The organism is Chitinophaga niastensis (assembly GCF_003014755.1).
Lineage (GTDB): Bacteria > Bacteroidota > Bacteroidia > Chitinophagales > Chitinophagaceae > Chitinophaga > Chitinophaga niastensis.
Window position 1 is genome coordinate 299,751 of record NZ_PYAW01000004.1, and the last position, 24,668, is coordinate 324,418.

The following is a 24,668-nucleotide window of genomic DNA, read 5'->3' on the forward strand; positions in this document are numbered from 1 at the left end:
AACAATAACTATTCTTTACCACTACACGAAATTTCGACTACCATGCTATCGTATACAGGAGACTAAAATTTCCTGTAGACTTTACTATTTTATATAAGCGATATCCGAACTCGCATTTTGCCACTGGCTCTACTGATCTGATGCAGGAGAACCAGTACGTGCATGCTTTGCCCTAAACTGAATTGTTATGTTACAGATGCTCTTGCCGCAACTTTACCGCTGTATTAATTTTTTTGATACCAATATCCCGTGGAAGTCAATTAAATGTGGTCGCTTTTTGCGATTCATCTCCCTGGTGCTTATTACCGGCTTGTTGTATGGGCAGGCGACTGCAGCCAACTTTCCGGTTACTAATACCAATGATACCGGACCGGGTTCATTACGGCAGGCTATCACGGATGCGAATGCAGCAGGTACCGGGCCTCATAGTATCGTATTTAATGTATATGGAACAATTAATATTGTCAGTAGTCTGCCTGGTATTACTTCAGCAGGATTAACGATAGACGGAGGAAATAATATCACGATCAATGCCAACAGTAATGCTGCTACTTTTTTCACAATAGGAGCGAAAGGGGTTGCTGTCAGAAATTTTAATCTGCTGAATACAACAGGTATTGCGATAAATGTGTTGGCCAATAGCGATAGTGTGACCATTGAAAATATGAAAGTGAATAGTGCAGGGGTAGCTAATATGGATAACATTGTATACGTAGGAGGAGCCACCAATCACCTGACCATTCGCAAAATAACTTCTGACATGGGCCTGGAAGTAATCAGCAGTCCGCGTTTCGGGAGAGCCTTCTATTTTGCAACAGGTAAGCAGATGAACTTGTGGATGGAGAATATTACCATAGATGGAAGAAATGAGGCGCGTGCTAATGTGGCTTCGATGTTTGCAGAGTTTAGCGCTACTGCACCTGTCGATACCGCTGTTTTTAAGAATATCACACAAACCACTATGGGGAGTGCTTTTCGGGCAGGCAACACTTTTAAGAATGCCAGTTTTGAAAATGTCACATTTGATAAGTTTGTTACCGGCATAGATTATGGCGTATGGTTTGAGGGGGCGGTGGAAAAGACGACCTTCAAAAATCTATACCTGAACCTTAAAAATATTGCTGATCCTTCTAACCCTGATGAAGATTATGGTATTGAGTTTAGATCTCCTGTACAAGATATCACCTTTGATGGAGCTCAGGTATTTCAGGGTGGTTTTAATGATCTTTGTTTCCGTAGTACTTCCAATAATATTATAATTAAAGATTCGAAATTCAGGAATCCTTTAAACAATAATCATAACGGCACTAGTAGTCCCGTTGCTTTCGTTGGCGCAGTGAGTGGATTAACGATGACGAATGTGCTGATAGAATCAGATGCTAATGATAAGGTACAATACCTGCTATATTTCGCCGGAGCATTAACCAATTCCCAGCTAACCAATGTAACCATCAGGAATGCGCTGTATGAAGGGATCCTCGTGTGGGGAGCTCTTACAAATGCTGTTTGGGATGGTATGCAGATAGAAAACGTAAGGGATGGAATACAAGCAAATGGGGGAGCAAACGGTTTTGAGCTTAAAAATTCATATATCCATAATCTGCCGGGTGCTGGGAGTGATGCAATAGAGTTTGGTCCGGGTGCCCACAGTGCTGTAAAAATCACGAATAATACTTTTGAGAACTGCGGGCGCAGTGGTGTTGTTTTCCCGGCAACTGATCCTGTTACAGAATTTACCATTACAGGTAATATCATCCGTAATAACGTCAGTAACGGCGTATGGATACATGCAGGCCCCAGTGCCCCCAAATCTATTTTTATTACTGGTAATAATCAGATATATAATAATGGTGGCCATGGCGTTTTCTTTGATGTTAATGATAATACACAGGGCGTTGTTATTACCGGCAACAGTATCTATAATAATACTACCAAGGCAATTAATTTTTCTCTTGCCCCCAATGGAAACTATAAAGGGGCTAATCGTCCGTTGATTGTTTCTTCTGTAACAGCCGGCGTTAACAGCTATACCGTTAATATAGCCATTCCCGTTATTGCCACGGATGCAGCAGGTACCACTTACACCATTCACCTGTATGCCAATGATGCGGGTACTACCCCCAACAGTGGCAAACAACTGTCAGCCACTTTTAATAATGTTGTAGCCGGTACCGCCCCCTATACGGTGAGTTATACGGGTTCTCCCGGCGCCTTCTGGACAGCAACGTTAACCTCCGTCAAAGGTACTTCTGAGTTCAGCGACCCTAAAGCTATTGCGATCCTGGGTCCGGCCGGCGTTAACGCCGGCATTGGTGCTTGGTACCGTGCCGATCAGGGACTGAGCAATTCGAAATGGAATGATCTCAGTGGAAATAACATCGTTATTCCGCAAACTAGTCTGGCCAACCAGCCTGGTGTACAGCTCACCGGCATGAACTTTAACCCTACTGCTACTTTTAGCAGCCCACAATATTTTGGGACAACTGGTGTAGATCCTGCGACCTCTGTTTTTGGAAATGGTATCATTCAGAATGTGGCCATATTTGGTGCTTCTTCGTCCAGTGCTATGGTTAACGGCGCACTGTTCGATCAAAAAACCTCCAATACTTACGATTTGGTAGCTTCCCCGTCATATAGCAATGGAAATGTTTATTGGGATGCACCTTTTGGTTTCAGGGTAAATACATTATGGGGTGGTACTTTGAATAAGACCAACGTATGGAGTTTTACCAAAACGGTGGCAAATATGAGTATTTACCGGGACGGAACTACGGTGATCTCCAGTAATTCTCCCCGTGATTATGGTGCCGGTAACGGTGCCAACTATTGCTCCTATATAGGTGTATGGCCCGGTGGCGGCTATTTCAACGGTAATATCCCCGAGCTTATTATTTATAAAGATATTTCAACACTCACGCCACTGGATCGCCAGAAGATAGAATCATACCTGGCTTTGAAATATGGTACTACGCTGGATCAGACTACCCCTACGGATTATGTTACCAGCGACGGTACTACCCGTATGTGGACAGCAGATCCTGTTTATAAAAAACGTATTACCGGTATTGGCCGCGATGATATTTCTTTCCTGCAACAGAAACAATCGTTCAGTGTAGATTCAGGATTGGTGACCATCGCATTGGGCGGTACTATTGCCACTTCCAACCAGTTGAATACAACTTCATTCACTAATAACAATGCCTTTTTGGTATTTGCAGATAATGGCGCCACCATTAATTATGCGGGCGCTGTTACAGCCCCCACAGCCACTTCCCGCATGAACCGCGTATGGCGTGCGCAGCAGAATGCGAATTGGGATAATACACAGGATATTACTTTACAACTGAATGGCGGGAATGCAAATACTTACCTGCTGATCAGTACAAATGCTGCTTTTAGTACGGTTACAAAAGAAGTGCAATTGAAAAGTGATGGTACGGTAACAATAAAGGGGAGCGATCTGCCAACAGGAGCATACTTTACTTTTGGGCATATACAAAAAAAACCAGGTGGTGTGCTGGCAGGTTTGCAGGTATGGGCTAAAGCAGATGAAGGAGCGACACTTATAGGCAGCGAAGTTACACAGTGGATGGATCAGGCGCCGGTAGACCGGCAATGGCAGCGCGCCTATAGCGATCTGAGTCAGCCGCTTACCTGGAAGAAAGCAGCCATCAACTTTAACCCGGCTATCAACATTGGCGGCCCTAACTGGTTTACAGTACCTCAGTTTACACCATCATTCACCGCAGGAGAAGTATTTTCAGTACAAACCTCCAGCCTTCCTAACAATTCTACTGCCAGCTTCCCGTTTGAATTTGGCGGAAATGATGGGGTTACAGCCGTGCTCTATAATTATAGTGACGGCAATATGTACTCCCATTTTGGGCGGAATGCCCGTCCCGGCGTTTCATTGCAGGGATGGAATATGCAGCAGGCACATATTATGGGCAGCTGGAGCGCACTCAATGATCTGGCAGAAGGTTTCGACGGAAAGATATTTTATACCAATGCGGTGAATACACCACAATTTGGTACGGCTCCCGGGAACAACTATATCGGCGCCGGACACGGGTCTGTATTCAATGGCCCCATCTCGGAAGTAATCCTCTTTAATCGCAAGCTGAATACTACTGAGCGTCAGCAGGTGAACAGCTACCTGGCCATTAAATATGGTATTACCCTGAAAGACGCCACCAACAATGCCACAGACTACCTTGCCAGTGACGGTACTACCAAACCGTGGACGGCTGCCGTAAATACAGGTTACTTCAAAAGAGTAACCGGGATAGGCCGTGATGACAACGGTACATTATTACAGAAACAATCCATCAGCCAGGATACAGGTATTGTTACCATAGCACTTGGTAATAACATCGCCGCTTCCAATATCAACAATACTAATCCAATTACACAGGATAAGTCTTTCCTGGTGTTTGCAGATAACGGCGCAGTAACTGCCCTGAATGTTGCTGTAAACGTTGTACCGGCTATTCAGCGTATGGGCCGGATCTGGAAAGTGCAGAAAACTGCCTGGACAGATCAGACCATCACCCTGCAACTCGATACCATTGCAGTACCTAATATACAATACATTGTTATCAGCAGCGATGCTTCCTTCAGTACCGGCAACGTAATGTTACCATTGTCTCAGGGACAGGTGACACTCAGCAGCAGCCAGCTGGCGGATGGAGCCTACTTTACTTTTGGCACTTATCTTAAAGGCCCTGGTGGCGTTGCTACAGGCATCGGCGCCTGGTATAGGGGAGATAATGGAGCGAGCGCCAGTCAATGGAACGACTTCAGTGGTAATCAGATCAATGCTGCACAAGGCACGGTAGCTAATCAACCTGCATTGGTGCCAGCGGGTCTTAATTATAACCAGGTCTTTAAGTTTGATGGCGCTGCCAGTTATCTGCAGATACCCCAGGCATCAATAGCAGGTACATTTGCTTTTGGCAATACAGAAAGAACATTGATAGGAGTAGGAGTAACTAATGCTGCTACAGACCAGATAATGGTTAGTTATGGTACTTTCGCTTCTAATCAGACTTCCGGGCTCAGAGCATTTAATCAGTGGGCCGTTTTTGAAGGCTTTGGTGCAGCAGCCGTAGTGGGGCCCACCAATTCATTCGCTGTTAACAAAGTAACAGTTTTCTCCGGACGTTATACCGGTGGCGCAACCGGCACTGCCTCCATATATACGAATGGCATTAATCCCATCGCTTCAGCAACAATGAACTGGAATACACTTATTTCTGCGCAGGGAGCACAGATTGGTAAGTACATTGGAGAAAACCGTTACTGGAACGGTAATCTGGGCGAAATAATCGTATATAACAGAAACCTTACCAATGCTGAGTTCCAGCGCGTCAGTGCTTATCTCGCATTAAAATATGGGGTCACTTTAGATCAAACCACACCTACTGATTACCTGGCCACTGATGGCGTTACGAAGATGTGGACAGCAGCTAATAATACCGGTTACAGTAAGCGCATCACCGGTATTGGCCGGGATGATCTGGACTCCCTGTTTCAGAAACAATCACTGAGTGTGGATACCGGTATAGTGGCCATCGCCTTAGGTACTGATATTGCGGCTTCCAATGCGGCCAATACCGGTGTTATTACAAATGATAAATCTTTTTTTGTATTCAGTGATAATGGCGCTGCAACGTTGTACAATGTTCCGGTAACAGGTGTAGCCGGCGTGAATATGCGCATGGCCCGTGTACATAAACTAAGCAAAACAACCGGCTGGGCTGATCAGAACATTACCCTGCAGTTGAATAACGGTAATGCACAAACGTATTTATTGGTGAGCGCAGATGCCGCCTTTGCATCAGGCGTAACCACTTATCCGCTGACTGCCGCTGGCAAAGTAACATTGAACAGCAGCCTGCTGGCAGATGGTGCATACTATACTTTTGCCCGCGCATTAAAGGGTCCTAATGATGTGAAAGATGGTGTTGTTTTCTGGTTACGTGCAGATGACGGCATTTCAAGCGGAGCACTGTGGAGTGATTATAGCAGTTATGGTAATGATGCAATACAGACTACGGTAGCTAAACAACCGGTTACGGATGCAAAATCCATCAACTTTAATTATGGTTTGCAATTTGACGGTAGCGCTGCCCTGATGAACATTAACACTACCAGGATCGATCCTGCTACTTCAACAGTGTTTGCAGTAGCTAACTGTAATGAATATAGCAGTGCTTCCAGAGAAATTCTCGGCAGTGGAAATGCAACTATTCAGGGAATGGAATTCAGGATTATCACTGCAGGTAAACTGGAATACGGAGAAGCTAATGGTACTACTTATTTTCCTATAACAGGTGTGAACACTATTATTCCCAACAGGCCTTACATCTTCAGTGCTACGCAGGACAATTCGGTGAATGGTATTAAACTGTATCAGAATTTCGGATTGGATAAAACAGGTACTATCAATCTAACGCCGGCCACACCCAACCTGGTTAGCATAGGTTACAGATCATTAGTAAGCGAAGCGGTTTACTGGTTAGGTAGTATTAATGAAGTTATTGCCTACAATAAAGTATTGAGCGATGGACAACGCCTGAAAGTAGAATCTTACCTCGCGCTTAAATATGGTATTACTCTTAACCAAACTACACCAGCTAATTACCTGGCTTCCGATAGCTCAGTGTATTGGGATGCCACTGTTAATGGCATTTATAACAAACGCATTACAGGTATTGGTCGTGATGATCTTACCCGTCTCAATACAAAACAATCGCTCAGCCAGGATACCGGCTTTGTAACATTGGCATTAGGATCGCAGGTAGCGTTGACTAATGAACAGAATACAGGTGTCATCACTAACGATAAGTCTTTCCTGGTATTTGCAGATAACGGGCTGTCACGTGCTGATTATAGTATGATGGTAGCTGGTGTCAAGGCTACACGCAGATTGCCCGCTGTATGGAGGGTTACTAAAAAGGGATGGACCGATCAGAATATTTCACTGGATGCAAAAATAACCGGTAACAACAGGTACCTGCTTGTTAGCACCGATCCTTCGTTTGCCACCATCACGCAGGAACTCCCACTGGATGCAAACGGGCATATTACACTCAACAGCAGCCTGCTGCCGGATGGAGTTTACGTCACCTATGGCGCCTATGTTACTTCTCCCGGTGGCGTAAATGTGAAACTGGACCTGTGGCTGAAAGCCAATGATGGTGTGTTGAGCGGAGATGGAACAAAAGTAAGCACATGGACTAACGCTATTGGATCTACGTATAGTGTTAGCAGCGCCAGTGTAGCTGATCAGCCGGTATTTTATAATAAAACGCCGTCACAACTGGTAAATTTTAACCCGTCAGTGGTTTACCCCGGCACACAAAACGCAAACAATGTACTGAAGAATGCAACCCGCTTATTCCCCAACACAACAGGGTTTCAGCTGTTTACTGTAGCAATGGACAAACGCTCCAACCTGGCTACGCTCGCAAGCCCGATGGGTATGGGTGTTGACGGTAATTATCCAAGTCTTGATTTACAGAAAGATGTCAACAGTCTCAATGGATGGAACTTCTGGATGACTTCTTCCACACCTACGGAATGGGGAGGCGGAAATGCTATTATGTATAACGGTGGTAGTACCGGCTTCACTAATGTACAGCCACAGCTGCTTTCATTAGGAAGTGCCAATGCTTCTGCTGGTGGAGCAGATAATATAGTGAGTTGGGTGGATGCTTACAAGGAAGCAACAACCATGGATGCAAAGCAACAGGCTGAAATCGGAGATGGCGTATTTGTTGGCAGCAGCGGCACTGATGGCTCATGGAACGGCCTGATACCGGAAGCCTTCATCTATGAGCGTCAGCTCACAGATCCGGAAATGGCTAAGGTAAACAGCTATCTGGCTATCAAATACGGTGTCACTGTAGATCAGCGTACGCCTAATAATTACGTGGCTACTGATAATACGGTATGCTGGGATGCTACTGCCAATGCAACTTATAAAAACAATATCGCCGGTATAGGCAGGGATGATGCGGAAGACCTGCAACAGAAACAATCCCGTAGTGTGAATGCTGGTTCGCAGGTGGTGATTGGTTTGAGTAGCCTGGCTGAAACCAACCAGGATAATACTAATAATTTTACAACCGATAAATCATACCTGGTATGGGGAGATGATAATGCTACCCTCAGTTTCAGGACATCGCTTACCGGGCATCCTGTTATTAATTACAGAATGGGCAGATTATGGAAAGTGCAGCAAACACCGGGCTTTACCGGCCAGGTGCAGGTGGCGGTTCCTTTCAATGCGTTGCCTAATCCCAAACAGTCTTATCTCATTATCAGTAACGATAACACACTTGATGGCACAGATCAGTTTATTCCGCTGACCCTGATCACGCTCAATGGCGTGAAACATTATGCCGCAAATGTGAGTTTTACATCCGGCCAGTATTTCAGCTTTGGCGGATACGTAAAGGCGCCGGGTGGTGTGCCTGGTACGGCCTTATGGCTGCGACCTGATTATGGCACTTCTTCTACCAGCGATAACGTGGCCATTAACACCTGGACAGATTTTGCTTCAGACCTGAATAATGCATTGCAGCCTGTAAGTGCCAACCAGCCATTGTTTGCGAGCAACACAACAGATAATGTCAACTATAACCCGCTGGTGAAATTTAATGGAACCAGCAATTATATGAACCTGGATGTAAACAAACTGCCAACCGGCACTGTTGCCAGAACGGTAATGGGATTTGGTAATGTAGCCAGCCTTGCAGGCAACAGGTTTATAATCAGCTGGGGCGAACCTACCACTTCCAAAGGTAGTGGCCTGGCCAATATTGGCGGAGCTGGGTATTTCGTAGGTGTTGCTGATGATGTGCCAACTCCTGGATTCTGGCAGGTAAACAAACCCAATCAGTTATCCGGTACATGGGCCGGAACAGGCGGTATAGCTACTGTATACAGCAAGACCAGACAACTGGCTAATGGTACCAAGTCCTGGAATACCGGTACAATAACAGCAAAGGTTGGCGCCTTTCTGGCTAATGACCAATTGTGGAGCGGTACTATAGGAGATGTAATCGTATATCCGTTTGCGTTAAATACCGGGCAACTCCGGAAGGTAGAATCTTACCTGGGTATTAAGTATGGTTACACACTGGATCAGACCACACCAGGAAACTACCTGGCTACCGATAGCAGTGTTGTCTGGAATGCCACTGCCAATGCGGGATATAACAACAACATTGCCGGTATCGGTTATGATGATGTGGAAGGACTGAACCAGAAACAATCCCGCAGTATCAATACCGGTTCCATTCTTTCAATTGGTCTCAGCACTATTGAAACAGATAATATTTCCAATGCAGCCACCTTCGGTGGTGATAAAAGCTATATGATATGGGGTAGTAACGGCAATGCACTTACTACCATCCCTACCAACCTGCCGTCCGGCAGTTGTATCAGTCAGCGGCTTTCCCAACAGTGGAAAGTACAGTATAGCAACTTTGATGCAAGCACACAACAAGTGGCGCTCACATTCGATCTTAACGGTATCGCCTATACGGGTACCGATATCAATGATTTCTCTTTGTTGATTGATCTGGATGGAGATGGTAATTTTGCTACGGGTACGGTTACTGAAATACGGGCTGCCAGCTACGACAATATAAATAAGAAAGTAAGTTTCACCAGCGTCAGCAACATTCCTGCAGGAGCAGTGTTCACAATAAGTACCAGTCACCCGGTACGTAAAGCCAGCCTGGTAGCTGATGGACTGGCTAAAACAGCCGCATCTGTTTGTAAAGAAGGTAACTGGATCTATTTTGTAGATCCTGCAGACGCTACAAAATATATTGCCGCTATTGACCTGAATGGTAATGCGGTGAATATGACTGACTTTGGTGCAGCCATAGTGGATGTATCCAAAAATATGTCTGCCCTGGGTGCCAGCAATGGAACCGATTACGGCATACAGATAATGCGCCGCCTGTTACAGATCAGTTACACCGGCAGCGCCCTCACGGTAAATGGTGGGGTGAAGCTGCGTTACCTCTGGGACCCTGTAGGAAAAACCAATGCAGGCACCTATTTATCCGGTACCCGCAATGTAGCAGCTCCGCAGCAATGGACATGGTTTAAACATACCGGTAATATTGCCGCTACACTGGCAGATATCTCTCCGGAAAAAATAAATAATATAACGCAGTTAACACCTGCCTCCACAGGCACGGTAGACGGGCTGAATTATGTACAGTTTGAAGGACTCCAGGATCTTTCTGTATTTGGTGGAGTTATTACTGCCAACCAGGTACTGGGTATTCGTAAAGTACAGGATGGGGGAGAAGGTGTACAGGACGGGAAGTTCAGCATTGAACTGCCTGCCGGTGTAACAGCTTCGGAAGACATTAATATCAACTACACCGTAGCGGGTACCGCTTTAAACGGTGTTGATTATACCACATTAAGCGGGCAGGTCACCCTGAAAGCCGGTGATAACAATGTGATATTACCAGTGATCGTACAGGATGACAATATCATAGAAAAAACAGAAACGGTACAGCTTACACTTACCTCCGCTGCAGGTGCTGCCAGCAGCAATGCATACAGTATCAGCAGTACCAGGCAGGCCGCCGCATTGAATATTATAGATAATGATAACGGTAAGGCGATATTGAGTGTAACAAAAATAACTGATGCGGCGGAACCGGCTTCTAATGGCAGTTTCAGTATCAGCCTGCCGCTAAACGTAACATGTTCGGAAGATATCACCGTTAACTATGGTATTGGCGGAACTGCTACTAACGGTATCGACTATATGTCTTTATCCACTACACTGGTCATCCCTGCAGGGCAAACCAGCGTATCGCTCCCTGTGGTGGTGAAAGATGATAAACTGATAGAAGGAAATGAGAGCATCATACTTACTATAGCAGGTGGTTCATCAGCGAGCTTTACATGTAGTGTAAGCAGTACCGACGCTGCGGCCACCATGACAATTGCCGATGATGACGATGTGCCTGCCAACAGGGTAATAAGTATCGCCAGAACAGCAGACGCAGCAGAACCGGGAACAAATGGCTCCTTCCTCATCAGCTTGCCCGCAGGTATTACAGCTGCCAGTGATATTACTGTTAACTATGTTATCAGTGGTACTGCAACAAACGGTATCGACTATACGAATCTGAATGGCACCGTGATCATACCTGCCGGCCAGAACACTGTACCGCTGCTGGTAATAGTAAAAGATGATAAGATTATTGAAGGAGATGAAAGTGTGATTGCAACCGTTAGTGGTGGAACAGCTCCTGGTTTAAGCGCGTTTACAGCAAGCAGTACAAATGGCAGCGCAGCATTAACCATCGCAGATGATGATAATATTGCTGCCAATAAAATATTAAGTATCACCTCCACAGGAAATGCCGCTGAACCTTCTACCAATGGTGGATTTAGTATCAGCCTGCCTGCAGGGGTAACCGTTTCAGAAGCAGTGACTGTCAGCTATTCGCTGAGCGGTACGGCTACTAACGGCACAGACTATGCATCTTTGAGCGGTAGTATAATTATTCCCGCCGGTCAGACCAGTGTTGCATTGGATGTAACGGTAACAGATGACAAGATTATTGAAGGGAACGAAACGGTGGTAGCCAGTCTCACGGGTGGCACTTCGCCCAGCTTTGCATTCACTGCTTCCAGTGTTGCTAATACGGCTACCATAACTATTGCAGATGATGATAATACGGCTGCCAACAAGGTACTCAGCATTGTTAAAACAAGCGATGCCGCTGAACCTCTCTCCAATGGCGGATTCCTGGTGAGCCTGCCCGCAGGTGTAACTGTGATGGGGGCTGTCAATGTAAATTATACAGTAACAGGAACCGCTACTAACGGTACTGATTATACGCTGCTAAGCGGCACGGTAAGCATACCTGCCGGTCAGAACAGTGTGCCTGTTCCCGTAACAGTAATAGACGACAAGATCATTGAAGGCAATGAAACAGCGATTGTAACCCTCAATGGAGGTACATCAGCGGTCTTTGGCGCATTTACCGTATCCGGTACCAACAATGCGGCTACCGTAACTATTGCAGACGATGATAATACAGCAGCTAACCTGGTACTGAACATTACCAAATCAGGAGATGCCGCAGAGCCTTCCACTGACGGTGGTTTCATTGTCAGTCTGCCTGCCGGGGTAACTGTATCAGAGAATGTGATGGTAAATTATACGGTAGCCGGTACTGCTACTAACGGTACTGACTATACGTTAATAACCAGCCCGGTAATTATTCCGGCTGGTCAGAATAGTGTGCCTCTGCCCATTGCAGTGAAGGATGATAAGATAATAGAAGGAGATGAAACAGTCATCGTAACACTTGTTAACGGTACTTCTTCCAGCTTCACCTTTACCGCCGGTGCTGCAAAAACAGCAACGGTAACCATTGCGGATGATGATAATACGGCCGCAAACAAGGTGATAAGCGTTGTTAAAACCGCTGATGCGGCAGAACCTTCCACCAACGGTGCATTCAGCCTGGAACTGCCAGCTGGTGTAACTGCCACGGAAGATATCACCGTAAATTATACGGTGGCTGGTACTGCTACCAACGGTACCGATTATCAATTACTGGGCGGCACAGCGGTGATCCCTGCGGGGCAAAACAGTGTGAGTATACCCGTAAAAATAATAGATGATAGTACTATAGAAGGAGATGAAACAGCCATAGTGACCGTAACGGGTGGTAACTCACCTGTTTTTGGTACATACACTTCCGGCGGAACTGCAGCCACTGTTATCATAGCCGATGATGATAACATTCCTGCAAATAAGATATTGAGCATCAGTAAAACGGCGGATGCCGCAGAACCGGCTACCAACGGATCTTTCCGGATAAGTCTTCCTGCCGGCATTACCTTACCGCAGGATATTACAGTAAGCTATACTGTTGCCGGCACTGCTACTAACGGAACAGACTATACGAACCTTTCCGGCTCCGTAGTAATCCCCGCCGGCCAGAACAGTGTGTCACTGGCAGTAGCTACAATAGATGATAAGATCATTGAAACAAACGAATCGGTAATCGTCAATATCAGCGGTGGTACCTCCGCAGGTTATGGTGCATTTACGGCAAGCAGTACCAATGGCAGCGCTACGGTAACCATCGCAGATGACGATAATACCGCGGGTAATACGGTATTGACCATCAATAAAACCAAGGATGCCGCAGAACCGGCCACTAATGGTGCATTCAGCATCAGTTTGCCGGCAGGTATCACCTCTTCGGAAGATATCACGGTGAGCTATACCGTAGCAGGTACGGCTACCCCGGTGGCAGATTATGCCGCACTGGGCGGAACTATCACAATTCCCGCAGGACAAAACAGTGTAGCCCTGCCCGTTATAACGGCAGACGATAAGATCATTGAAGGTGATGAAACAGTAGTCACTACCCTTACTGGTGGCGCTTCTGCCAGCTTTACCTTTACAGGCAGCGCTTCTGCTACAGTAACCATTGCGGATGACGATAATGTCGCAGCCAATAAAGTACTGAGTATCCAGAAATTGCTGGATGCCTCAGAACCATCTACCAATGGGGCTTTCCGCATCAGCTTATCTGCGGGTATCATTTCCGCTGAAAATATTGCAGTTAGTTATACCATAGCTGGTACCGCCACACCTGTTGCGGATTATACACAGCTGACAGGATCGGTGGTATTGATGGCCGGGCAAAATTCCGTGCTGCTGCCGGTAAATGTGATTGATGATCAGCTGATAGAAGGCGATGAAACGGTGCTGGCAACAGTAACCGGAGGAACAGCTGCCAGCCTGGGTGTTTTCTCCGCAAGTACTACCAATCAAACAGCTACCGTAATCATTGCCGACGATGACAATACTGCGGATAACAAAGTATTAAGCATTACCAAAACTACTGATGCCGCAGAACCCGGTACCAATGGCGCATTTAGCATTAGCCTGCCTGCCGGTATAAAAGTAGCGGAAGATGTAACGGTGAACTATACCGTAAGCGGTACTGCCACTAACGGTACAGATTATACGAATTTAAGCGGCAGTGTAATCATTCCTGCAGGACAGAACAACGTCAGCATACCTTTGGTTGTAATAGATGATAAGATAGTGGAAGGAGATGAAAGCGTGATCCTTACCCTCTCGGGAGGCTCTTCTGCTAAGTTTACCTTTACCGTTGGGACTACTAATAACAGCGCTGCGGCAACGATAACAGACGATGATAATACGGCAGCCAATAAGGTATTAAGTATTGTGAAAACAGCAGATGCTGCTGAACCGGCCACCAATGGCGCTTACACCATCAGCCTTCCTGCAGGGATTACGTATACGCAGGATGTCACAGTGAATTATACAATCAGTGGTACAGCCACAAGTGGATTAGATTACAGCACCCTGAGCGGTAGCGTAAAGATCCCGGCCGGTCAAAACAGTACTACCATGGCTGTGAACGTGCTGGATGACAAGATTATTGAAACGAATGAAACCGTAATAGCTACCCTTACAGGTGGTGCTGCCACCGGATTCGGGGCATTCACTGCCAGTACTGTCAATGGTGCTGCTACCCTGACAATTACTGATGATGATAATATAGCTGCCAACAAAATAGTAAGCATCATAAAAACTACCGATGCTTCAGAACCAGCTACTGATGGTGCATTCCTGCTCAGTTTACCTACAGGTATTACAGCGGCGGATGACATTACTGTAAATTATACCATTACCGGTACTGCCACTAATGGAACAGATTACACTTCTCTGGGCGGTACAGTGGTAATACCAGCTGGTCAGAACAGTATACCACTGGCTGTAATTGTGAAAGATGATAAGATTATAGAGAATAACGAAACAGTAATAGCTACCCTGGGAACCATCTCATCTGCCAGCTTTGGTGCATTTACGGTAAGCAGTACCAATAGTAATGCTACTGTTATCATTACGGACGATGATAATACAGCTGCCAATAAAATATTGGGTGCTGTGAAAACAGCAGATGCTGCAGAACCTTCAACAAACGGTGCATTCAGCATAGGTCTGCCGGCAGGCATAACTTCATCTGAGGCCATTACAGTGAGCTATGCGATCACTGGAACTGCTACCAACGGCACCGACTATACGAATCTTACCGGCACAATAGTTATACCGGCTGGTCAGAACAGTATAAGCGTTCCGGTAACTGTAATAGACGACAAGATTATAGAAGGTGTGGAAACGGTGGTGCTGAACGTAAATGGTGGTACCGCTGCCAGCTTTGGCTTTACAACAGATGGTACTGCTGCTCAGGTGAATATTGCGGATGATGATAATACCACCGCCAATAAATCACTGCGTATTGCTAAAACAACAGATGCCGCAGAACCGGCTACCAACGGGAACTTCCGCATTAGTTTGCCTGTTGGTGTTACAGCAGCTGCTGACATTAAAGTATCCTATATTATTGATGCAGCCAGTACAGCTACCAGTGGAGCGGATTACCAGGCTATTACAGCCGATATTATAATTCCGGCCGGCCTGAATGGCGTGAACGTGCCGGTACTGGTAACAGATGATCAGGTGATAGAACCGGTAGAAACAGTGGTAATGAATATTACTGGTGGTACGGATGGATTGTTTATTTACACTGCAGACGCCACAGCTGCAACAGCTACCGTATATATTGCTGATGATGATTTTACTGCCAACAGTAACGTGGTACTGGTAACCAAAGTGTCTGATGCTATGGAAGGTGGTGTGCATGGCCAATATAAGATTTCGTTGCCACCAGGCATCACTGCTTCGGAAGATGTAACGATCCATTATGCGATGGGGGGCAGTGCTACCAACACGACCGATTACACCACACTGGGGGGTACGGCAGTTATTACAGCGGGTACCAATTTTGTGCTGGTGGATCTTGCAGCAATGAATGATGGGCTTATTGAAGGGCCGGAGCAGGCAGTATTATCACTGACCGGCGCCAGCTCTGCTACTTATACATTTAACATTGCACCGGGTAAAGGCTCCGCCACTGTAAATATTATTGATGCCAACGCTGCCAGCAGCACACCTGTTGCTGTTACAAACCTCAATGATGCTGCTGAACCTGCTACCAATGGCAAATTCAGGATTTCATTGAACGGATCAGTTTCCAATTATGATGTCACCGTAGGATATAACCTCTCCGGAACAGCTACATCTGGCGTGGATTATACAATTCCGGGCACAATAATAATACCTGCCCTGCAGGATCACGTAGATATAGATGTAACTGTAATAGATGATAAAATTATTGAAGCTCCGGAAACAGTAGTTTTTACCGTGATATCGGGCAGTGCAACAGATGGTGCAGGCAATGCCTACCTTTTCCCGGCTGATGCTGTAAATACAGCTACTGTTACTATTGCAGATGATGATAATACTGCAGCTAACCGCATACTGAGCGTAGTGCAAACGGCAGATGCCGCAGAACCCGCCACTAACGGCAGTTACATGATTAGCCTGCCTGCTGGTTATACTTCCAGCAGTGACATTGTGGTACAGTATAATATGAGTGGTACAGCTACTAAAGATGTAGACTATACCATCAGTGCCACCGCAACAATTCCGGCAAATCAGAATTTCGTGATTTTACCGGTTAAAGTGAAGGACGATAAAATTATTGAGCTGACAGAAACTGTGATCTTAACGTTGACAGGTGGTACAGATACTCCCGGTAATGCCTATACGCCAGGTGCCGCAGCTGTAGCTATTGTGAAAATTTCAGATGATGATGGTACAATCGCTAACAGGCAACTGACGATTACAAATGTCTCAGACGCCAGCGAGCCTGCCACCAACGGCCAGTTTAAAGTAAGTTTGCCTGCTGGTATTACCGTATCGGAGGATATTACCGTGAATTATACCGTAGCGGGAACTGCGGTTAACGGTACTGACTATACGTTATTAACGAACACTGTATTGCTCCCTGCCGGGCAAAACAGTGTGAACATAGATGTAGTGGTGCAGGATGACAAGATCATAGAAGGTAATGAAACCGTGATAGCTACGCTCTCAGGCGGTACTTCAACCAACTTTACCTTTGCCGGGACCAACAGTGCTACAGTGATAATTGCTGATGATGATAATACAGCCGCTATCCGTGTGCTGGAAGTACATAAAATAACAGATGCTGCTGAACCAGCTACACCAGGCATCTTTAGAGTGTCCCTGCCAGCAGGATATACAGCAGCAAGAGATATTACGCTGCAATACACATTAAGTGGTACCGCAACACGGAACGTGGATTATTCCATTGTTACGGTAACCCTGCCTGCTGGCGTAAACAGCGTGGATATACAAGCAGATGTAATCGATGATAAGATCATAGAACCAGTGGAAACAGTGATCCTGGATCTGACAGGCGGAACAGATAATAACGGGAATGCTTACACGGCTAATACAACCAATAAAACAGCTACCGTAAACATTGCTGATGATGATGCCACAGCAGCCAATAAGGAACTAACGGTAACAAAGATCTCTGATGCCGCAGAACCGGCTACTAATGGTGCATTCAACATCAGTTTGCCTGCGGGTGTAACCGCAGCCGGGGATATTACTATCAGTTATAACCTGGCTGGTACGGCTACAAATGGCACCGATTATGATAACCTCGGCGGTACAGTGGTACTTCATGCAGGTAACAATAGTGTTCAGGTAATTGTTGCTCCAAAAGATGATAAGATCATTGAAGGAGATGAAACCGTGATACTGACACTCACCGGTGGTACTTCCCCTCTCTTTGGAACATTTACACCGGCTGTGGGCAACACCGCCACGCTTACAATAGCTGATGATGATAATATTGCAGCCAACAGGGTAATAAGTATAACAAAGACGGCAGATGCCAGCGAGCCTGCTACACCTGGTGCGTTTAAGGTTAGTCTGCCTGCTGGCGTGACCGTATCGGAAGATATAACGGTAAATTATACTGTAGGCGGTACTGCAGGTAACGGAGTAGACTATGTAAGTCTGACCGGAACAGTAGTCCTGCCGAAAGGTCAGAACAGTGTACCCGTTCCAGTTATCGTAATCGATGATAAGATCATTGAAAACCCTGAAACGGTTATATTGAATATTACTGGTGGAGCCTCCGCCAGCTTCGGTTTTACCGCAGATCTTGCGGGCAGTAGCGCAACAGTGACCATTGCAGACGATGATAATATTGCTGCCAATAAGGTAGTGAGCATCACAAAAACAGTAGATGCTGCAGAACCAGGAACTAATGGCGCATTCAGTATTAGCTTGCCTGCGGGCGTAACAGCTGTGGAAGACGTGAAAGTGAACTATGCTGTAAGCGGTACTGCTACTAACGGTGTCGACTACACGGTATTGAGTGGAACAATTATCATCCCTGCCGGGCAGAATATGATTCCACTGCCTGTTGTGGTAACAGATGATAAGATAATAGAAGGAAACGAACAGGTAGTAATTACCCTTACAGGAGCCACTTCTACCAGTTTCAGTGGCTATACAGCCAACAGCAATGCGTCTTTAATTATTGCTGATGATGATAATATACCAGCTAACACATTGCTGAGTATTACCAAAACTACAGATGCTGCTGAACCTGCTACCAATGGCAGCTATCATATCAGCCTGCCTGCTGGTATTACAGTTGCTGAGGCAGTGAACGTGAATTATACAATAACAGGAACTGCTATTAACGGAACAGATTATCAAACCCTGACCGGAATAATAGTGATACCTGCCGGACAAAACGGTATAGATCTGCCGGTAACAGTTAAAGATGATAAGATCATAGAAGAAAGTGAAACGGTAATAGTTACTTTAACTGGTGGCACATCATCACAGTTCACTTTTGCCGCCAGCAGCACTGATGGTAATGCAACGGTGATTATAGCGGATGATGATAATACTACCGTTAACAGGGTAATAAGTATTACGAAAGTAGCTGATGCCGCAGAACCTGCTGTAAACGGGGCTTTCGATGTGAGCTTATCTCCGGGTCTGACCGCCTCTGCTGATATTACGGTGAATTACACGATTGGTGGCACAGCCATAGGTGGTGCAGATTACATTGCGCTCACAGGTACAGTAATAATACCTAAAGGCCAGCACAGTGTGCCTGTAAACGTACAGGTGATTGACGACCAGATTATGGAGCCTACTGAAACTGTAATAGCGACCATAACAGGTGGAACAGCTGTTGGTCTTGGTTCCTTTGCCGCCAGCAGCACCACAGGAAATGCAACTGTGTTAATAGCAGATAACGATAATATACCTGCTAATAAGATATTAAGTGTTACCAAAACCACGGATGCTTCCGAGCCAGGTACCAACGGTGCATTTAGTATCAGTCTGCCAGCGGGTATTACCCTCACGGAAGCTGTAACAGTAAATTATAGCATCACCGGTACCGCCACTAACGGCACCGACTACACGATCAGTGCCACCGCCACCATCCCGGCCGGCCAGAACAGTGTAAGCGTTCCGGTGACCGTGATAGACGACAAGATTATAGAAGGCAACGAAACAGTGATCCTGACCCTGACAGGTGGTACAACCACCGGCTTCGGCAGCTTCACCGCCAGCGGCACCAATGGTATCGCTACGGTTACCATTGCAGATGATGATGATATTGCTGCTAATAAAGTACTGAGCGTAAGCAAAACAACGGATGCTTCCGAGCCAGGCACCAACGGCGCATTTAGTATCAGCCTGCCAGCGGGTATTACCCTGACAGAAGCTGTAACAGTAAATTATAACATCACCGGTACCGCCACTAACGGCACCGACTACACGATCAGCGCCACCGCCATAATACCGGCCGGTCAGAACAGTGTAAACGTTCCGGTGACCGTGATAGATGATAAGATCATAGAAGGCAACGAAACAGTGATCCTGACCCTGACGGGTGGTACAACCACCAGCTTGGGCAGTTTCACCGCCAGCGTCACCAATGGTAACGCCACCGTTATCATTGCAGACGATGATGATATTGCTGCTAATAAAGTACTGAGTGTAAGCAAAACAACGGATGCTTCTGAGCCAGCCACTAACGGTGCCTTCAGTATCAGTCTGCCAGCGGGTATTACCCTGACAGAAGCCGTAACAGTAAATTATAACATCACGGGTACCGCCACTAACGGCTCCGACTACACGATCAGTGCTACGGCCACCATCCCGGCAGGCCAGAACAGTGTAAGCGTTCCGGTGACCGTGATAGACGATAAGATCATAGAAGGTAACGAAACAGTGATCCTGACCCTGACAGGTGGTACAACCACCGGCTTCGGCAGTTTCACCACCAGCGGCACCAATGGTATCGCTACGGTTACCATTGCAGATGATGATGACATTGCCGTCAATAAAGTACTGAGTGTAAGCAAAACAACGGATGCTTCCGAGCCAGGTACTAACGGTGCATTTAGTATCAGTCTGCCGGCAGGTGTCACTGCTACAGAAGCCGTAACGGTGAACTACAACATCACTGGTACTGCCACTAACGGCACCGACTACACGATCAGCGCTACGGCCACCATCCCGGCTGGCCAGAACAGTGTAAGCGTTCCGGTGACCGTGATAGACGACAAGATCATAGAAGGCAACGAAACAGTGATCCTGACCCTGACGGGTGGTACAACCACCAGCTTCGGCAGCTTCACCGCCAGCGGCACCAATGGCAACGCTACTGTTACCATTGCAGACGATGATGATATTGCTGCTAATAAAGTACTGAGTGTAAGCAAAACAAAAGATGCTTCCGAGCCAGGTACCAACGGTGCATTTAGCATCAGTCTGCCAGCTGGTATTACCCTCACAGAAGCTGTAACAGTAAATTATAACATCACTGGTACCGCCACTAACGGTACCGACTACACGATCAGCACTACGGCCACCATCCCGGCTGGCCAGAACAGTGTAAACGTTCCGGTGACCGTGATAGATGATAAGATCATAGAAGGCAACGAAACAGTGATCCTGACCCTGACGGGTGGTACAACCACCAGCTTGGGCAGTTTCACCGCCAGCGTCACCAATGGTAACGCCACCGTTATCATTGCAGACGATGATGACATCGCTGCTAATAAAGTACTGAGTGTAAGCAAAACAACGGATGCCTCCGAACCAGGTACCAACGGTGCATTTAACATCAGCCTGCCAGCGGGTATTACCCTGACAGAAGCTGTAACAGTAAATTATAACATCACTGGTACCGCCACTAACGGCACCGACTACACGATCAGTGCTACGGCCACCATCCCGGCAGGCCAGAACAGTGTAAGCGTTCCGGTGACCGTGATAGACGATAAGATTATAGAAGGTAACGAAACAGTGATCCTGACCCTGACGGGTGGTACTACCACCAGCTTGGGGAGCTTCACCGCCAGCGGCACGAATGGCAACGCCACTGTTACTATTGCAGACGATGATGATATTGCCGTCAATAAAGTACTGAGTGTAAGCAAAACCACGGATGCTTCCGAGCCAGGTACCAACGGCGCCTTCAGTATCAGTCTGCCAGCGGGTATTACCCTCACAGAAGCCGTAACAGTAAATTATAACATCACCGGTACCGCCACTAACGGCACCGACTACACGATCAGCGCCACCGCCATAATACCGGCCGGTCAGAACAGTGTAAGCGTTCCGGTGACCGTGATAGACGATAAGATCATAGAAGGTAACGAAACAGTGATCCTGACCTTGACGGGTGGTACAACCACCAGCTTGGGCAGCTTCACCGCCAGCGGCACGAATGGCAACGCCACTGTTACTATTGCAGACGATGATGATATTGCTGCTAATAAAGTACTGAGCGTAAGCAAAACAACGGATGCTTCCGAGCCAGGTACCAACGGTGCATTTAGTATCAGCCTGCCGGCGGGTATTACCCTCACAGAAGCCGTAACAGTAAATTATAACATCACCGGTACCGCCACTAACGGCACCGACTACACGATCAACGCCACCGCTACTATCCCGGCCGGTCAGAACAGTGTAAGCGTTCCGGTGACCGTGATAGACGATAAGATTATAGAAGGTAATGAAACAGTGATCCTGACCCTGACAGGTGGTACAACCACCGGATTGGGCAGCTTTACTGCCAGCGGCACCAATGGCAACGCTACTGTTACCATTGCAGACGATGATGATATTGCCGCTAATAAAGTACTGAGCGTAAGCAAAACAAAAGATGCTTCCGAGCCAGGCACCAACGGCGCATTTAGTATCAGTCTGCCGGCGGGTATTACCCTCACAGAATCTGTAACAGTCAATTACAACATCACCGGTACCGCTACTAACGGCGCCGACTACACGATCAGCGCCACCGCCATAATACCGGCCGGCCAGAACAGTGTAAGCGTTCCGGTGACCGTGATAGACGACAAGATCATAGAAGGTAATGAAACAGTGATCCTGACCCTGACGGGTGGTACAACCACCAGCTTGGGCAGCTTCACCGCCAGCGGCACCAATGGTATCGCTACGGTTACCATTGCAGACGATGATGACATTGCCGCTAATAAAGTATTGAGTGTAAGCAAAACAACAGATGCTTCCGAGCCAGGTACCAACGGTGCATTCAGTATCAGTCTGCCGGCAGGTGTTACAGCTACAGAAGCAATAACAGTCAACTACAACATCACCGGTACCGCCACTAACGGCACCGACTACACGATCAGCGCCACCGCCATAATACCGGCCGGTCAGAACAGTGTAAGCGTTCCGGTGACCGTGATAGACGATAAGATCATAGAAGGAAACGAAACAGTGATCCTGACCCTGACGGGTGGTACTACCACCAGCTTGGGGAGCTTCACCGCCAGCGGCACGAATGGCAACGCCACTGTTACTATTGCAGACGATGATGATATTGCCGTCAATAAAGTACTGAGTGTAAGCAAAACAACGGATGCTTCCGAGCCAGGTACTAACGGTGCATTTAGTATCAGTCTGCCGGCAGGTGTCACTGCTACAGAAGCCGTAACGGTGAACTACAACATCACTGGTACTGCCACTAACGGCACCGACTACACGATCAGCGCTACGGCCACCATTCCGGCTGGACAGAACAGTGTAAGCGTTCCGGTGACCGTGATAGACGACAAGATCATAGAAGGTAGTGAAACAGTGATCCTGACCCTGACAGGTGGCACAACCACCAGCTTGGGCAGCTTCACCGCCAGCGGCACCAATGGCAACGCCACCGTTACCATTGGAGATGATGATGATATTGTATCTAACCTGGTGTTGAATATTACTGCAACAAAACCTGCTGCTGCTGAACCGTCCACAGATGGGGAAGTAATGATTCAGTTACCTGCCGGCATCACTGCTGCGTTTGATATCGTGGTGAATTACACTATCGGCGGTACGGCTGTTGCAGGAAATGATTACAAAGCACTCAATGGCACGGCAATAATACCTGCAGGTGCAAACAGCATTAATATCCCTGTACAGGTAATAGATAACCTGGTGCAGGATGGTACACGCACAGTGGTATTCACACTTACCGGTGGTAGTGGAGGTAGTCTGTTGTTTACGCCGGGAACGGGAAAAATAGCTATCGTTAACATAACCGATAATGATGTACAAAGCTTTGATACCTGGAAAACAGTGGCATTGCGGGCAGGGAATACCAGCGGAAAAGTGCATCCCAACGAAGAGTTGACCTATACCATCTATGTGCATAATACGGGCAACGTGCCTATTGCCGGCCTGGTCATTACCGATCCGATACCAGCTAATACCAGCTATGTGAGCGGTGGAACACTTAGCAGCAATGTGGTCAGCTTTACCATAACCAATCTTGCAGCAGGTGCTACTGCAAGTGTAACCTTTGTTGTGAAAACTGCCGGTAATCTTAAAGGAGTGACAACAATCACCAACACTGCCCAGGTAAGTGACGGTAAGGATACAAAGAATACAGGTAGCTGTGATCCGTCTGCTCCGGGATGTAGTGCGAAATCCGGAACTGTAATGGACGTAAGTGATGTGAGCGGGGATCTGGTGATAAGTAAAGAAGTAATAAGTCCGGCGGTCGGCCCTTACCGTATGGGACAGGATATAACCTATAGCATAAAGGTGAAAAACGTTGGTAATACCATCTATACAAATGTGATAATGGAAGATGCACTACCACTGAATCTTGAAATGGCTAAATCAATAAACGTAGCAACAGGTCAGGTAAATAAAGATGTCAACACCAGAAAAGTAACATGGAATATCGGGCAATTGCTGGCCGGAGAAGAAGTGGAGCTCACCATGGTATGCCGCATCATTGAAGGAAATGAGGTAACAAACCGCGCTACCGTAACAGCACTGGAACCAGAGATGGATCTGGACAACAACACAGCTGTTTCTACTATACAGGCTGACGGCGGTGATATCACATTCCCGAATGTCTTTACTCCTAATGGTGATGGTAAGAATGAGCGCTTTATTATCGGAGGCCTGGAAAAGTATCCCGGATCTGCTATCTACATCTATAATCGTTGGGGAAGTATGGTATATCAATCCAAGGATTACCGGAACGACTGGAATGGCTCAGGATTGAATGAAGGCACATACTATTACATCCTGGAAGTGAAGAAGCAGCAGGGTACAAAGCATTACAAAGGCTGGGTGCAAATATTAAGATAAAACGAACGGGTGGCTGTTGCTAACT

At 46.8% G+C, this 24,668-nt stretch carries 1 protein-coding gene; it reads left to right on the top strand.

Going from position 1 to position 24,668, the window contains the following annotated elements; all coding sequences use genetic code 11:
• The first annotated feature begins 187 nt into the window (after positions 1-187).
• Positions 188-24,643, top strand: a complete 24,456-nt coding sequence (locus CLV51_RS20160; protein ID WP_106529882.1) for a DUF8202 domain-containing protein — start codon at positions 188-190, stop codon at positions 24,641-24,643.
• The last annotated feature ends 25 nt before the right edge of the window (positions 24,644-24,668 follow it).